The sequence below is a fragment of the Streptococcus sp. 4155 genome (assembly GCF_013276695.1).
Lineage (GTDB): Bacteria > Bacillota > Bacilli > Lactobacillales > Streptococcaceae > Streptococcus > Streptococcus pseudopneumoniae.
Genome location: NZ_VMLM01000027.1, coordinates 1 through 15,687 on the forward strand (window position 1 = coordinate 1; position 15,687 = coordinate 15,687).

Consider the following 15,687-nt stretch of genomic DNA (forward strand, 5'->3'; position numbering starts at 1 on the left):
GTTTTGCAGGAAGTCTATTTACTCTGTTTTTGATTTAGAAGATCGTATCCTAGCTCAAGATGGGTATGAAGCAAAATGGTATAACTGGTGTGATGGTTTTAATCAAGCAGCAACTCTTTTGTTGAAAAGGTAGTGCATTGTGTCTTGTTCCTTATTATAAGGTCAATCATTGTGAGGAAGCTTTTGCTTGGTATCAGGATGTGAACTTGGTTTACCTCGTAGATGGGGTGAAGCTTCCTTACAGTCAAGCGACCTTGGAAGCCATGTATTTCTATTTGGATCGGCATGGTGAGCCTTTTTGGATTGAAGTCAAGGAGAAGGGAGAATGGTTTCCAATTGGGGATATTACACTATCTCAGGATAATCTCCCCATTGTGATTGGGAATTCCGCTTACCAACATCGAGGACTTGGAAAAAAGATTCTAAGTGCTTTGATTGAATTTGCTTGAGTAAAAGGATGGAAAGAATTGAGAGTTAAGGAAATCTACACCTACAATCATGCTTCTAGGAGGTGTTTCAAGTCGCTTGGATTTGTGGAAAATGGAGCAACAGAAAAAGGAAGGAGTTTTATATTGGAATTAGTCTAATCCTGCCACTTTCTCCCCCTTAACCTTTGACTATTCCGCAAAATTATCGTAAAATAAAGAGTAAATGATAAAATGAGGTCAGAGTCTGTTTGCTCTGGCGATAGTAGTATAAATGAGGAGAAACGCTTTGGAATTAGAAGTATTTGCTGGGCAAGAAAAAAGTGAACTATCTATGATTGAGGTGGCGCGTGCTATCTTGGAACTTCGTGGTCGCGATCATGAGATGCATTTTAGCGATCTTGTAAATGAAATTCAAAACTACCTTGGAACATCAAACAGCGATATCCGCGAAGCTTTGCCTTTGTTCTACACAGAGTTGAACTTTGACGGTAGCTTCATCTCACTTGGGGACAACAAATGGGGTCTTCGTTCATGGTATGGTGTGGACGAAATCGACGAAGAAATCATCGCTCTTGAAGAAAATGACGACGATGAAGTAGCACCAAAAGCTAAGAAAAAACGTGTCAATGCCTTTATGGATGGTGATTCAGATGCCATTGACTACAATGCAGATGATCCAGAAGACGAAGATGCATACGAAGCAGATCCAGCTCTTTCATACGATGATGAAAATCCAGATGATGAAAAAAATGAAGTGGAAGCTTATGATGCAGAAATCAACGAAATCGCTCCAGATGACTTGGGAGAAGATGTGGATCTCAACGAAGACGACGAGTTTTCAGATGATGATGCTGAAATCATCGAGGAATAAAAGTTAGCTATTGACAATTATCCTATTTTTAGGTATCATATTGTTCGGGCACCTCTTTTAGAGGTCGGAGCTCCCTAGTTCTTAGGGAGCTATTTTTGTTTTTACAAGAAGTTATCTTCTTGTATTTTATACTCAATGAAANNACTGACAAAGTCAGGAACACATATCTACGGCAAGGCGACGTTGACGCGGTTTGAAGAGATTTTCGAAGAGTATTAGTTGTGAATCTGGTGCAGTCGTCCCAGATTATTCTTATTAGTAGGGTCTTGTTTTCTATGTCCCCACGTAGTTAGCAAGACCTTGAGCACTTTAGAAAGAGGAATCTATGTCTACGAAATATATTTTTGTAACTGGTGGTGTGGTATCGTCTATTGGGAAAGGGATTGTGGCAGCGAGTCTGGGCCGTCTCTTGAAAAATCGTGGTCTTAAAGTAACCATTCAAAAATTTGACCCTTATATCAATATTGATCCAGGAACTATGAGTCCTTACCAGCACGGGGAAGTTTTTGTGACAGATGACGGAGCTGAGACAGATTTGGACTTGGGTCACTATGAACGTTTCATCGATATCAATCTCAACAAATATTCCAACGTGACAACTGGTAAAATTTACAGTGAAGTTCTTCGTAAGGAACGTCGTGGAGAATACCTTGGGGCAACTGTTCAGGTTATTCCTCATATCACAGATGCTTTAAAAGAAAAAATCAAGCGTGCCGCTCTAACGACCGACTCTGATGTCATTATCACAGAGGTTGGTGGAACTGTTGGAGATATCGAGTCCTTGCCATTCCTAGAGGCCCTTCGTCAGATGAAGGCGGATGTGGGTGCGGATAATGTTATGTACATCCATACAACCTTGCTTCCTTACCTCAAGGCCGCTGGTGAAATGAAGACCAAACCAACTCAGCACTCTGTAAAAGAATTGCGTGGATTGGGAATCCAACCAAATATGTTGGTGATTCGTACAGAAGAGCCAGCTGGTCAAGGAATTAAAAATAAACTGGCCCAGTTCTGTGATGTGGCACCAGAAGCCGTTATCGAATCGTTGGATGTCGAACATCTTTACCAAATTCCACTGAACTTGCAGGCACAAGGTATGGACCAAATTGTCTGTGACCATTTGAAATTAGACGCACCAGCAGCGGATATGACAGAATGGTCAGCCATGGTGGACAAGGTCATGAACCTCAAGAAACAAGTTAAGATTTCCCTTGTTGGTAAGTATGTGGAGTTGCAAGATGCCTATATCTCAGTGGTCGAAGCCTTGAAACACTCTGGCTATGTCAATGATGTAGAAGTTAAAATCAATTGGGTCAATGCCAATGATGTGACAGCAGAGAATGTAGCAGAACTCTTGTCTGATGCGGACGGGATCATCGTACCAGGTGGTTTTGGTCAACGTGGTACAGAAGGGAAAATCCAAGCCATCCGCTATGCGCGTGAAAATGATGTTCCAATGTTGGGAGTCTGCTTGGGAATGCAGTTGACATGTATCGAATTTGCTCGTCACGTTTTAGGACTCGAAGGTGCCAATTCTGCAGAGCTTGCACCAGAAACAAAATACCCTATCATTGATATCATGCGTGATCAGATTGATGTTGAGGATATGGGGGGAACCCTTCGCTTGGGGCTTTATCCGTCTAAGTTGAAACGTGGCTCTAAGGCAGCAGCTGCTTATCATAATCAAGAAGTGGTGCAACGCCGTCACCGTCACCGTTATGAGTTTAATAATGCCTTCCGTGAGCAGTTTGAGGCAGCAGGTTTTGTCTTTTCAGGAGTTTCTCCAGACAATCGTTTGGTAGAAATCGTGGAAATTCCTGAAAATAAATTCTTTGTAGCTTGTCAGTATCACCCTGAACTGTCAAGCCGTCCAAACCGACCAGAAGAACTCTACACTGCCTTTGTTACTGCAGCGGTTGAGAACAGCAATTAGCAAAATCAGAACCTTTGAGAAAAATCTCAGAGGTTTTTTGCATACGATGATATTGCAGTATATCTGAGGTAGGAGTCCTCTGTATGTACCTGCTACCGTTGAAATCAATAGCGACTCCCTCTTGCCCTGTGCTAGTGAATGGATTTTTCAGTATATTGAAATGAAATAAAATTTGAACAAATTAATTCGGAAAGCCAAATCAATTTCTAGCAAAGTTTTAGGAACTGGATTGTATAGTGAATTGAAATAAGATGTGAACATCTCTATCAGAAAAGTCAAATTAATTTATAGAAATATTTTAGCAGTCAAGATGGACTGTTATAGATTCAATACACTATACTTTTTTAATTTAATCCATTATAGTAAAATGAAATAATAACAGGACAAATCGATTTCTAACAATGTTTTAGAAATAGAGGTGTACTATTCTAGTTTCAATATACTATATATCTGCAGAATACTCTTTCAGTTTCATTCAGCCTAGTCTTGCTTAGGAAAAAGTAAGAAGCCATCCAATTATGATGGATAGCTTCTTGGTTATTAGATTTGTTCTGCAAAAACCTTTTCAGCAAGGTTCATAGCGTGGTCTGATACACGAGTGTAGTGTGAGATGATGTCGATAAAGTTGACCCCAGCTTGTGTTGAACATTCGCCCTTGTTGAGGCGTTTGATGTGGGTTTTTCTGAGAACACGTTCTATCTTATTGATTGCTTCATGACGTTCTACAAGACTGCGTGCTTTTTCAATATCATTGTTTTCCACACTATCCAGAGCATCTTTGATAAAGTCACTAGTTTGACGATAAACTTCCTCTAATTCTTTCAAGGCGGCATCAGAAAATTCAACATTTTTACGTTGAAGATAGTCAGTCAGATTGAGTAGAGCCTCCGCGTGGTCTCCAATCCGTTCCAAATCACGGGAGGAATCAAGGATATTGGTGAGCACTTCGCTTTCTTTTTGACTGAGAGCTTCGCTTGAAAGGGCAATGAGATAACGTGTTAATTGCTCATCGATGGTGTTAATGGCTTCTTCGGTTTTATGCCCTTTTTCAGCAACTTTTTCATCCAAGTCAATGATATACTTATAGGAAAGGTCAAAGGCTTTGGCAGCGTAGTTTCCTAAATGCAAGAGCTCTTTCTTAGCATTTCCGAGAGCGATAGATGGGGCTTGTTTGATGAAATGCTCATCAAGATATAAGGGTTCATATTTGACAACCTCGTCCTCTCCAGGAATAATCTTGGTTACAAAGTAAGCCAGAGCTCCGATAAATGGAAATTGGACAATGGTATTGGTAATATTAAAGGTTCCGTGAGCAAAGGCGATGGTCATTTCTGGTGCTAGATTTAGCGTAGCTTCAAACCAATGAATCAGGGCTGTAAAAGGAACTAGAAAAATAACGCAGACGACTGTTCCGATAACGTTGAAGGCAACATGAGCTCCTGCTACCCGTTTAGCTGCAATATTAGCACCTAAAGAGGCAATGATGGCTGTAATGGTTGTCCCGATATTGTCACCAAATAGAACTGGCAAAGCTCCTTGCAGGTCAATGAGATTGCTGGCGTAGAGGTTTTGTAAAATCCCGATGGTAGCCGAGGAAGCTTGAATCAGTAAGGTCAAGCCGGTACCGACAAAGACACCCAAAACAGGATTCTTACTTAGCTCAATCATATAGTCCTTAAAGACCTGTAAATCCTTGAGTGGAGCCATTGCACCGCTCATAAGATTGAGGGCAAAAAAGATACCACCGACACCAAAGAGGATGCGTCCGATATTATTGACTGTCCGATTTTTCGTAAAAAAGAGACAGACAGCACCGATAAAGAGCATAGGTAGGGCATAGTCACCTAGTTTAAACCCAATAAGAAAGGATGTGACTGTTGTCCCGATATTAGCCCCCATGACAATTCCGATAGCCTGACGTAAGGTTAGGAGACCGGCACTGACCAGGCCGACTGTGATAACTGTTACACCAGAACTAGACTGAATTAGAGCAGTCATCCCAATACCAACCAGAACTCAAAAGAAAGGATTACTAGTATATTTGTCAAGGTAAAAACGAAGGCGATCTCCAGCAGCTTGTTGCAAACCGTCTCCCATGGTCTTGATACTATATAAGAATAGTCCCAGACCACCTAAAAAGTGAAATAAAATTTCCTGCCAATTAATGGACATTTCTTTTTCCTCCGAAAAATAATCGCGGAATATCTCCTATTCTATTTTAAAGGATAAAAGTAAATCTAACAAGTGTTAATGTCAAGTTTGTAAAAGAAAATTATAATTGATAAGTGTATTATTTTTAAGAGTTTTTAACCTTATTTTAGATTTGTGAAAACAGCTATTGTTTTTTGTCAAAAAATGCTTTAGGATAAAAATGTGATTATCATGGTTCTAGAGTTTGATAAAAAACTACAGAATATAAAGCGCTTTCTTAAAAAACAACAAAATCAATCTTTTAGGAGGAGAAAATGAAGAATCCATTTTTTGAAAGACGTTGTCGTTACAGTATTCGTAAGTTATCAGTAGGAGCCTGCTCGCTGATGATTGGTGCTGTTTTATTTGCTAGTCCAGCCTTGGCAGAAGAAACTGCAGTTCCTGAAAATAGCGGAACCAATACAGAGCTTGTTTCAGGAGAGAGTGAGCATCCAACTAATGAAGCTGACAAGCAGCATGAAGGAGAACATGCTAGAGAAAATAAGGCAGAAGAGGCAGAAGGAGTAGCGACAGCATCTGAAACTGCTTCGCCAGCAAGCAATGAATCTGCTACTACTGAAACCGCAGAAGCAGCTAGCACAGCTAAACAAGAGGAAAAAGCAAGTGAGGTGGCTGCAGAAACACCATCTGCAGAAGCAAAACCTAAGTCTGAAAAGGAAATAGAAGCAAAGCCCGAAGCAACTAGCCAAGGGGATGAGTCTAAGCCAGCAGCAGAAGCTAATAAGACTGAAAAAGAAGTCCAGCCAGATGTCCCTAAAAATACGGAAAAAACATTAAAACCAAAGGAAATCAAATTTAATTCTTGGGATGAATTGTTGAAATGGGAACCAGGAGCTCGTGAAGATGACGCTATTAACCGCGGATCTGTTGCCCTCGCTTCACGTCGGACAGGTCATTTGGTCAATGAAAAAGCTAGTAAGGAAGCAAAAGTACAAGCCCTATCTAACACCAATTCTAAAGCAAAAGACCACGCTTCTGTTGGTGGAGAAGAGTTCAAGGCCTATGCTTTTGACTATTGGCAATATCTAGATTCAATGGTCTTCTGGGAAGGTCTTGTACCAACGCCTGACGTTATTGATGCAGGTCACCGTAACGGGGTTCCTGTATATGGTACACTCTTCTTCAACTGGTCAAATAGTATTGCTGATCAAGAAAAATTTGCTGAAGCTTTGAAGCAAGACGCAGATGGTAGCTTTCCAATTGCCCGTAAATTGGTAGATATGGCCAAGTATTATGGCTATGATGGCTATTTCATTAACCAAGAAACAACTGGGGATTTGGTTGAACCTCTTGGAGAAAAGATGCGCCAGTTTATGCTCTATACCAAGGAGTATGCTGCTAAGGTAAACCATCCAATCAAGTATTCTTGGTACGATGCCATGACTTATAACTATGGACGTTACCACCAAGATGGTTTGGGAGAATACAACTACCAATTCATGCAACCTGAAGGAGATAAGGTTCCAGCAGACAACTTCTTTGCTAACTTTAACTGGACCAAAGAGAAGAATGATTACTCTGTAGCTATGGCCAAATGGCTAGAGCGTAGCCAGTACGATGTCTTTGCAGGATTGGAATTGCAACAGGGTGGTTCTTATAAGACTAAAGTGAAATGGGATGCCCTTTTAGATGAAAATGGCAAACTTCGCTTGTCACTTGGTCTCTTTGCGCCAGATACTATTACAAGTCTTGGCAAGACAGGCGAAGACTATCATAAGAACGAAGATATATTCTTTACAGGTTACCAAGGTGATCCTACTGGCCAAAAACCAGGTGACAAAGATTGGTATGGTATTGCTAATCTAGTTGCGGACCGTACGCCAGCGGTAGGTAATACTTTTACTACTTCTTTTAATACAGGTCATGGTAAAAAATGGTTCGTAGATGGTAAGGTTTCTAAGGATTCTGAGTGGAATTATCGTTCAGTATCAGGTGTTCTTCCAACATGGCGCTGGTGGCAAAAATCAACTGGTGATAAGTTGAAAGCAAGCTATGATTTTGAAGATGCTTATAATGGTGGAACTTCTCTTAAATTTGCAGGGGATCTTTCAGGTGCGACCAAGCAAGATGTGAATTTGTACTCTACTCGCTTGAAGGTGACAGATACAACCAAATTGCATGTTGCCCACAAAGGAGGCAAAGGGACCAAGGTTTATGTAGAATTTGCAACCAAGAAAGATTATACCTATGGTGATGAAGCTGCCCGTAAAGAATTGACAGTTTCAGATAACTGGACTACCGATGATTTTGATTTGAGTGCCTTGGCAGGTAAAACAATTTACGGTATTAAACTCTATTTTGAAAATGACAAAGACTTAAAAGGTTATCAATTTAACCTGGGGCAATTGACCATCAGCAATAATCAAGATGCTCCTCAGGCACCAACCACAGTAGCTGTAGCCAAACAAGTCCTTAAAAATGCCCAAGAAGCGGAAGCAGTTGTACAATTTACTGGTCATAAAGATGCTGATTTCTATGAAGTCTATGAAAAGGATGGCGATGCTTGGCGCCTATTGACAGGTTCATCTGCAACTACGATCTACCTACCAAAAGTTAGCCGCTCAGCTAGTGCGACTGGTACTAGTCAGGAGTTGAAGGTTGTTGCAGTTGGTAAGAATGGCCTTCGTTCTGAAGCAGCAACTACAAACTTTGAGTGGGGGATGACTGTCCAAGACACAAGTCTTCCAAGACCTCTAGCAGAAAACATCGTTCCAGGGGCTACTGTTATCGGAAGTACCTTCCCAGATACAGAAGGTGGAGAAGGTATCGAAGGTATGTTGAATGGGACCATCACCAGTCTATCTGACAAATGGTCTTCTTCTCAATTAAGTGGTAGCGTTGATATTCGTTTGACACAACCACGCCGTGTTGTGAGATGGGTCATGGATCATGCTGGAGCTGGTGGTGAGTCTGTTAACGATGGCTTGATGAACACCAAAGACTTTGACCTTTATTATAAAGATGCAGATGGTGAGTGGAAGCTAGCTAAGGAAGTCCGTGGTAACAAAGCACACGTGACAGATATCACTCTTGATAAACCAATCACTGCTCAAGACTGGCGCTTGAATGTTGTCACTTCTGACAATGGAACTCCATGGAAGGCTATTCGTATCTATAACTGGAAAATGTATGAAAAGCTTGATACTGAGAGTGTCAATATTCCGATGGCCAAGGCTGCAGCCCGTTCTCTAGGCAATAACAAGGTACAGGTTGGTTTTGCGGATGTACCAGCTGGAGCAACCATTACCGTTTATGACAATCCAAATTCTCAAACTCCGCTTGCAACCTTGAAGAGCGAAGTTGGAGGAGACCTAGCAAGTGCACCATTGGATTTGACAAATCAATCTGGTCTTCTGTACTATCGTACCCAGTTTCCAGGCAAGGAAATTAGTAATGTCCTAGCAGTTTCCGTTCCAAAAGATGACAGAAAAATCAAGTCAGTCAGCCTAGAGACAGGACCTAAGAAAACAAGCTACGCCGAAGGGGAGGATTTGAACCTTAGAGGTGGTGTTCTTCGAGTTCGGTATGAAGGGGGAGCTGAGGACGAACTCATTCGCCTAACTCACGCAGGTGTATCAGTATCAGGATTTGACACGCATCATAAGGGAGAACAAAATCTTACTCTCCAATACTTGGGACAACCAGTAAATGCGAATTTGTCAGTGACTGTTACTAGTCAAGATGAAGCAAGTCCGAAAACTATTTTGAGAATTGAAGTAAGTCAGGAACCGAAAAAAGATTACCTAGTTGGTGATAGCTTAGACTTGTCTGAAGGACGCTTTGCAGTGGCTTATAGCAATGACACCATGGAAGAACATTCCTTTACTGATGAGGGAGTTGAAATTACTGGTTACCATGCTCAAAAGACTGGTCGTCAAACCTTGACGCTTCGTTACCAAGGTCATGAAGTCAACTTTGATGTTTTGGTATCTCCAAAAGCAGCATTGAACGATGAGTACCTTAAACAAAAATTAGCAGAAGTTGAAGTGGCTAAGAACAAGGTGGTCTATAACTTTGCTTCACCAGAAGTAAAAGAAGCCTTCTTGAAAGCAATTGAAGCGGCTGAACAAGTGTTGAAAGACCATGAAACTAGTACCCAAGATCAGGTTAATGACCGTCTTAATAAATTGACAGAAGCTCATAAAGCTCTGAATGGTCAAGAGAAATTTACGGAAGAAAAGACAGAGCTTGATCGCTTAACAGGTGAGGCTCAAGAACTCTTGGCTGCCAAACCAAACCATCCTTCAGGTTCTGCCCTAGCTCCTCTTCTTGAGAAAAACAAGGCCTTGGTTGAAAAAGTAGATTTGAGTCCAGAAGAGCTTGCAACAGCGAAACAGAGTTTGAAAGATCTGGTTGCCTTATTGAAAGAAGACAAGCCAGCAGTCTTTTCTGATAGTAAAACAGGTGTTGAAGTACACTTCTCAAATAAAGAGAAGACTGTCATCAAGGGCTTGAAAGTAGAGCGTGTTCAAGCAAGTGCTGAAGAGAAGAAATACTTTGCTGGAGAAGATGCTCATGTCTTTGAAATAGAAGGTCTAGATGAAAAAGGTCAAGACGTTGATCTCTCTTACGCTTCTATTGTGAAAATTCCAATTGAAAAAGATAAGAAAGTGAAGAGAGTATTCTTCTTACCTGAAGGCAAAGAGGCAGTGGAATTGGCTTTTGAACAAACGGATAGTCATGTTATCTTTACAGCACCACACTTTACTCATTATGCCTTTGTTTATGAATCTGCTGAGAAACCACGAGTAGAATCTAATGGTGCAAATGACCTTGTTACTATCTCAACTAAACCAGAACAACAAAACACAGTCCTTCCAAAAACTACTAATCAACCGGCTTCTGATCAACAAAAGGCTCCTAAATTGGAAGTTCAAGAGGAAAAGGTTGCCTTTGACCGTCAAGAGCATGAAAATGCTGATATGCTAGTTGGGGAACAACGAGTCATCATACAGGGACGAGATGGTCTATTAAGACATGTCTTTGAAGTTGATGAAAACGGTCAGCGTCGTCTTCGTTCAACAGAAGTCATCCAAGAGGCGATTCCAGAAATTGTTGAAATTGGAACAAAAGTAAAAACAGAACCAGCAGTAGCGCCTACACAAGAAAAACCAGCCCAAAATACAGCAGTTAAATCAGAAGAAGCAGGCACCCAATTGCCAAATACAGGAACTGCTGATGCCAATGAAGCCCTAATAGCAGGATTGGCAAGCCTTGGTCTTGCTAGTTTAGCCTTGACATTGAAACAGAAAAAAGAAGATGAAGATTAAATATCGAAAAATCTTGTGAAATCTTTCCTTATATTTCCAAAGTGTGATATAATAGTTTCGAATAAAATAAATAAAGGGGTTTTTGTAACATGGCAAAACTTACTGTTAAAGACGTTGACTTGAAAGGTAAAAAAGTCCTCGTTCGTGTTGACTTCAACGTACCATTGAAAGATGGCGTAATCACTAACGACAACCGTATCACAGCAGCTCTTCCAACTATTAAGTACATCATCGAACAAGGTGGACGTGCAATTCTTTTCTCTCACCTTGGACGTGTGAAAGAAGAAGCTGATAAAGCTGGTAAATCACTTGCTCCTGTAGCAGCAGACTTGGCAGCTAAATTGGGCCAAGACGTTGTTTTCCCAGGTGTAACTCGTGGTGCTGAATTGGAAGCAGCGATCAACGCTCTTGAAGATGGACAAGTTCTTTTGGTTGAAAACACTCGTTACGAAGATGTTGACGGCAAGAAAGAATCTAAAAACGATCCTGAACTTGGTAAATACTGGGCATCACTTGGAGATGGTATCTTCGTAAATGATGCATTCGGTACAGCTCACCGTGCACACGCATCTAACGTTGGTATCTCAGCAAACGTTGAAAAAGCAGTTGCTGGTTTCCTTCTTGAAAACGAAATTGCCTATATCCAAGAAGCAGTTGAAACTCCAGAACGTCCATTCGTAGCGATCCTTGGTGGTTCAAAAGTTTCAGACAAGATCGGTGTTATCGAAAACTTGCTTGAAAAAGCTGATAAAGTCCTTATCGGTGGTGGTATGACTTACACATTCTACAAAGCACAAGGTATCGAAATCGGTAACTCACTTGTAGAAGAAGACAAATTGGATGTTGCGAAAGCTCTTCTTGAAAAAGCAAACGGTAAATTGATCTTGCCAGTTGACTCAAAAGAAGCTAACGCATTTGCTGGTTACACTGAAGTGCGTGACACTGAAGGTGAAGCAGTTTCTGAAGGCTTCCTTGGTCTTGACATCGGTCCAAAATCTATCGCTAAATTTGACGAAGCTTTGACTGGTGCGAAAACAGTTGTATGGAACGGACCTATGGGTGTATTTGAAAACCCAGACTTCCAAGCTGGTACAATCGGTGTGATGGACGCTATCGTGAAACAACCAGGCGTTAAATCAATCATCGGTGGTGGTGACTCAGCTGCCGCAGCAATCAACCTTGGTCGTGCAGACAAGTTCTCATGGATCTCTACTGGTGGTGGAGCATCAATGGAACTTCTTGAAGGTAAAGTATTGCCAGGTTTGGCTGCACTTACAGAAAAATAATTTCAGCCCGTTAGTCTCTACAAAATCCTGATTTTGTAGAAAAGGAAGAAAACTGAAACGTTAACAAAAAGGTGGCTATGTCACCTTTTTGTGTTAGTGTAGGTATTTGTGACGCGGTGGTGGGGCATCAATGGAGCTTCTTGAAGGTAATACTCTTCGAAAATCTCTTCAAACCACGTCAACGTCGCCTTGCCGTATATATGTTACTGACTTCGTCAGTTCTATCTACAACCTCAAAGCAGTTCTTTGAGCAACCTGCAGCTAGTTTCCTAGTTTGCTCTTTGATTTTCATTGAGTATAAAGTTCTTCCAGGACTTGCAGCCTTGACAGAAAAATAAGATTTTATAAACAAATCAAAGAAGAGAGGGATGAGAGTTCCTCTTTTCTTTTGCTTAAAATAAAAGAGCTTCCTCGCAACTATTACTCATAAAAATCACCGATTTATGATAAAATGGAAATAGAAAGTTGAGATTATGAGTTATTTTAAAAAATATAAATTCGATAAATCCCAGTTCAAACTTGGTATGCGAACCTTTAAAACAGGAATTGCTGTTTTTCTAGTTCTCTTGATTTTTGGCTTTTTTGGTTGGAAAGGTCTTCAAATCGGTGCTTTGACAGCTGTTTTTAGCCTGAGGGAGAGTTTTGATAAGAGTGTTCATTTTGGGACTTCGCGTATTCTAGGGAATAGTATCGGAGGCCTCTATGCCTTTGTCTTCTTCTTATTAAATACCTTTTTCCACGAAGCCTTTTGGGTAACCTTGGTTGTTGTTCCAATCTGTACCATGTTAACCATTATGACAAATGTAGCCATGAATAACAAAGCGGGGGTTATTGGTGGTGTAGCGGCTATGTTAATCATTACCCTATCGATTCCGAGCGGGGAAACAATTTTGTACGTGTTTGCGCGTGTATCAGAAACGTTTATGGGAGTTTTTGTCGCAATTCTAGTAAATTACGATATTGATCGTATTCGGCTCCTTTTAGAGAAAAAAGAAAAATAATGTTACATTTTATAACATTATCAATTGACGTTTGTCTTTTTTTAGACTATAATAGACAGAAAGAAGGAAATTGTAAATGAAGGAAAAAGAATTTCGCCGAAATATGGCTGTTTTTCCTATCGGCAGTGTTATGAAGTTGACCGATCTATCGGCGCGTCAGATTCGTTATTATGAAGATCAAGAGTTGATCAAACCTGATCGAAACGAAGGGAACCGTCGCATGTATTCCTTGAATGACATGGATCGTCTGCTTGAAATCAAAGATTATATCTCTGAAGGTTATAATATCGCTGCCATTAAGAAAAAATATGCTGAACGTGAAGCGAAATCCAAGAAAGCGGTGAGTCAGACTGAGGTGCGCCGTGCACTTCACAATGAACTCCTCCAACAGGGTCGCTTTGCTTCGGTGCAATCACCTTTTGGTCGCGGTTAAGCAACCGCAAGTAGTCATACATTAAGGAGAAAACTCATGCCAATCACAGCTGCAGATATTCGTCGTGAAGTCAAGGAAAAAAATGTTACCTTTATCCGTCTCATGTTCTCAGATATTTTGGGAACCATGAAAAACGTCGAAATTCCTGCTACAGATGAACAGTTAGATAAAGTCTTGTCAAACAAGGCTATGTTTGATGGATCTTCTATTGAAGGTTTTGTACGTATCAATGAGTCAGATATGTACTTGTACCCTGACTTGGATACATGGACAGTCTTCCCTTGGGGAGATGAAAATGGAAGTGTTGCAGGTTTGATCTGTGATGTCTATACAACAGAAGGTGAACCATTTGCGGGGGACCCTCGTGGCAATTTGAAACGTGCTCTTCGTCACATGGAAGAAGTTGGATTCAAATCCTTCAACCTTGGACCAGAGCCAGAATTTTTCCTATTTAAACTCGATGAAAATGGGGACCCAACACTTGAAGTGAATGACAAGGGTGGCTACTTTGATTTGGCGCCTACTGACCTTGCGGACAACACACGTCGTGAGATTGTGAATGTCTTGACCCAAATGGGATTTGAAGTAGAAGCCAGTCACCACGAGGTTGCGGTTGGACAGCATGAGATTGACTTTAAGTATGATGAAGTTCTCCGTGCTTGTGATAAGATTCAAATCTTTAAACTTGTTGTTAAAACCATTGCTCGCAAACATGGCCTTTACGCAACCTTTATGGCCAAACCAAAATTTGGTATTGCTGGATCAGGTATGCACTGTAATATGTCCTTGTTTGATGCAGAAGGAAATAATGCCTTCTTTGATCCAAATGATCCAAAAGGAATGCAGTTGTCAGAAACGGCCTACCATTTCCTTGGCGGTTTGATCAAGCATGCCTACAACTATACTGCTATCATGAACCCAACGGTTAACTCATACAAACGTTTGGTTCCAGGTTATGAAGCCCCTGTTTACATTGCTTGGGCTGGTCGTAACCGTTCGCCACTTGTACGCGTGCCTGCTTCACGTGGTATGGGAACTCGTCTTGAGTTGCGTTCAGTTGATCCAATGGCAAACCCATATATCGCTATGACAGTTCTTTTGGAAGTTGGTTTGCATGGTATTGAAAATAAAATCGAAGCACCAGCTCCTATCGAAGAAAATATCTACATCATGACAGCAGAAGAGCGCAAGGAAGCTGGTATTACAGACCTTCCATCAACTCTTCACAACGCTTTGAAAGCTTTGACAGAAGATGAAGTTGTCAGAGCGGCTCTTGGAGAACATATCTATACTAGTTTCCTTGAAGCCAAACGAATCGAATGGGCAAGTTATGCAACCTTTGTTTCACAATGGGAAATTGATAATTATTTAGACCTTTACTAATACTAATATAGAAGAAAGATTGCCTGAGGGTAAACAGTCACACAGCAGTCTAAGCTATCAAATACCTATAACCCTTAAAATAGTGATTTCGGTCGCTATTTATTTTTCGAAAAATCCTCTTGACTCTTTTGCGAATTAGATTTATCATCAGACGTGTAGAAGAAAATCAAGGAGTCACTATGGAAAAATTCAATTTCAAAAACAATATCGGGCAAGAAAACAAGTTACTTCAAATCGAAATCTACAAGTTTACTAACTTTTGCAAGCTTCAAAATTACACATCTGTAAATATTTTTTCGAAAGATATATTTGAAGCCATAGTAAATTGAGACTAGAATAGTACACTACATCTGCTAAAAATTTCTAGAAACTAATTTAACTTTCCTAATCGATTTGTTTACATCTTATTTCAATCTACTATATTATCTCAATAAATGATGATGGAGACTGTTTTGTTTGTGCTTGTCGATTTTTGAATCCTGATCGAGCGGAAGAATATTTCTACCGAGGTTGCCAAGGGGAAAATCCTGAAGATATTGAATTTTATGATGAACAATTACAGGCAGAAAAGGTGGAGGTTTTAAGTATTCGATTGGAAGTAAAAAATTGAATTATCTACAATCTCATCAACAATAAACCTATTTCAACCCCATTATCTATAGGCGTATTTTTACGCCTTTTTATATACTTGAAGCACATAAGAAACATTATGGGAAGTTTGCTGATGGAAGTACTCAAGAAATTGATGTTCCTTATGATATTCCTGATACTTGGGAGTGGGTGAGGTTTTCTACATTGGTTGAAATTATCAGAGGTGGCTCTCCACGACCAATCAAAGATTATCTTACTTCTGAAGTAGATGGAATAAATT

Annotated in this window: 10 protein-coding genes and 4 pseudogenes; 12 read left to right on the top strand and 2 right to left on the bottom strand. The window is 40.5% G+C overall.

Annotated elements, in window-relative coordinates:
* From HT715_RS03750 to HT715_RS03765, 4 genes and pseudogenes are all read left to right on the top strand, one after another.
* Positions 1–133 (top strand): annotated as a pseudogene (locus HT715_RS03750) (chromosome partitioning protein ParB); the annotation flags it as partial.
* Positions 134–137: 4 nt separating this feature from the next.
* Positions 138–587, top strand: a pseudogene (locus tag HT715_RS03755) (GNAT family N-acetyltransferase).
* Positions 588–714: 127 nt separating this feature from the next.
* Complete coding sequence (rpoE, locus tag HT715_RS03760; protein ID WP_000418403.1) at positions 715–1,299, top strand: DNA-directed RNA polymerase subunit delta; 585 nt, start codon at positions 715–717, stop codon at positions 1,297–1,299.
* A 325-nt stretch (positions 1,300–1,624) separates the two neighbouring features.
* Entirely contained in the window at positions 1,625–3,232 is a 1,608-nt protein-coding gene (locus tag HT715_RS03765; protein ID WP_000105243.1) for a CTP synthase, read from the top strand.
* Positions 3,233–3,772: 540 nt separating this feature from the next.
* Here HT715_RS03765 and HT715_RS03770 read toward each other — a convergent pair.
* A pseudogene (locus HT715_RS03770) lies at positions 3,773–5,404 on the bottom strand (Na/Pi cotransporter family protein).
* A gap of 293 nt (positions 5,405–5,697) precedes the next feature.
* Between HT715_RS03770 and HT715_RS03775 the strand changes: the two are divergent.
* From HT715_RS03775 to glnA, 6 genes are all read left to right on the top strand, one after another.
* Entirely contained in the window at positions 5,698–10,713 is a 5,016-nt protein-coding gene (locus HT715_RS03775; protein WP_172922832.1) for a bacterial Ig-like domain-containing protein, read from the top strand.
* 89 nt (positions 10,714–10,802) lie between these two features.
* Positions 10,803–11,999 carry a phosphoglycerate kinase gene (locus HT715_RS03780; protein ID WP_001096743.1) on the top strand — a complete coding sequence of 399 codons (1,197 nt, stop codon included), beginning with the start codon at positions 10,803–10,805 and terminating at the stop codon, positions 11,997–11,999.
* A gap of 77 nt (positions 12,000–12,076) precedes the next feature.
* Positions 12,077–12,337 carry a hypothetical protein gene (locus HT715_RS03785; protein WP_172922495.1) on the top strand — a complete coding sequence of 87 codons (261 nt, stop codon included), beginning with the start codon at positions 12,077–12,079 and terminating at the stop codon, positions 12,335–12,337.
* Positions 12,338–12,472: 135 nt separating this feature from the next.
* On the top strand, positions 12,473–13,000 hold the full coding sequence (locus HT715_RS03790; protein ID WP_023937102.1) for an aromatic acid exporter family protein: 528 nt from the start codon (positions 12,473–12,475) through the stop codon (positions 12,998–13,000).
* A 76-nt stretch (positions 13,001–13,076) separates the two neighbouring features.
* Positions 13,077–13,433 (top strand): transcriptional repressor GlnR, encoded by a 357-nt coding sequence (glnR, locus tag HT715_RS03795; protein ID WP_000659547.1) that lies wholly within the window; start codon positions 13,077–13,079, stop codon positions 13,431–13,433.
* A gap of 36 nt (positions 13,434–13,469) precedes the next feature.
* Positions 13,470–14,816: a type I glutamate--ammonia ligase gene (glnA, locus tag HT715_RS03800; protein WP_050261078.1), complete on the top strand. Its 1,347-nt coding sequence runs from the start codon at positions 13,470–13,472 to the stop codon at positions 14,814–14,816.
* Between the two features lie 95 nt (positions 14,817–14,911).
* Here the strand turns inward: glnA and HT715_RS03805 are convergent, their stop codons facing one another.
* On the bottom strand, positions 14,912–15,031 hold the full coding sequence (locus HT715_RS03805; protein WP_001808898.1) for a hypothetical protein: 120 nt from the start codon (positions 15,029–15,031) through the stop codon (positions 14,912–14,914).
* Between HT715_RS03805 and HT715_RS11840 the strand changes: the two genes are divergently transcribed.
* Both HT715_RS11840 and HT715_RS03820 read left to right on the top strand, forming a co-directional pair.
* The gene (locus HT715_RS11840) at positions 14,996–15,145 is read left to right on the top strand and encodes a hypothetical protein (RefSeq protein WP_000410533.1); all 150 of its coding nucleotides are present in this window, start codon (positions 14,996–14,998) and stop codon (positions 15,143–15,145) included. The two genes, HT715_RS03805 and HT715_RS11840, sit on opposite strands and share 36 nt — an antisense overlap.
* A 373-nt stretch (positions 15,146–15,518) precedes the next feature.
* Positions 15,519–15,687, top strand: a pseudogene (locus tag HT715_RS03820) (restriction endonuclease subunit S); the annotation flags it as partial.

Coding starts and splice junctions, on each gene's coding strand:
- HT715_RS03765 (WP_000105243.1), top strand. CDS start 1,625: ATGTCTACGAAATATATTTTTGTAACTGGTGGTGTGGTATCGTCTATT.
- HT715_RS03775 (WP_172922832.1), top strand. CDS start 5,698: ATGAAGAATCCATTTTTTGAAAGACGTTGTCGTTACAGTATTCGTAAG.
- glnR (WP_000659547.1), top strand. CDS start 13,077: ATGAAGGAAAAAGAATTTCGCCGAAATATGGCTGTTTTTCCTATCGGC.
- HT715_RS03790 (WP_023937102.1), top strand. CDS start 12,473: ATGAGTTATTTTAAAAAATATAAATTCGATAAATCCCAGTTCAAACTT.
- HT715_RS11840 (WP_000410533.1), top strand. CDS start 14,996: ATGGAAAAATTCAATTTCAAAAACAATATCGGGCAAGAAAACAAGTTA.
- HT715_RS03785 (WP_172922495.1), top strand. CDS start 12,077: ATGTCACCTTTTTGTGTTAGTGTAGGTATTTGTGACGCGGTGGTGGGG.
- HT715_RS03780 (WP_001096743.1), top strand. CDS start 10,803: ATGGCAAAACTTACTGTTAAAGACGTTGACTTGAAAGGTAAAAAAGTC.
- glnA (WP_050261078.1), top strand. CDS start 13,470: ATGCCAATCACAGCTGCAGATATTCGTCGTGAAGTCAAGGAAAAAAAT.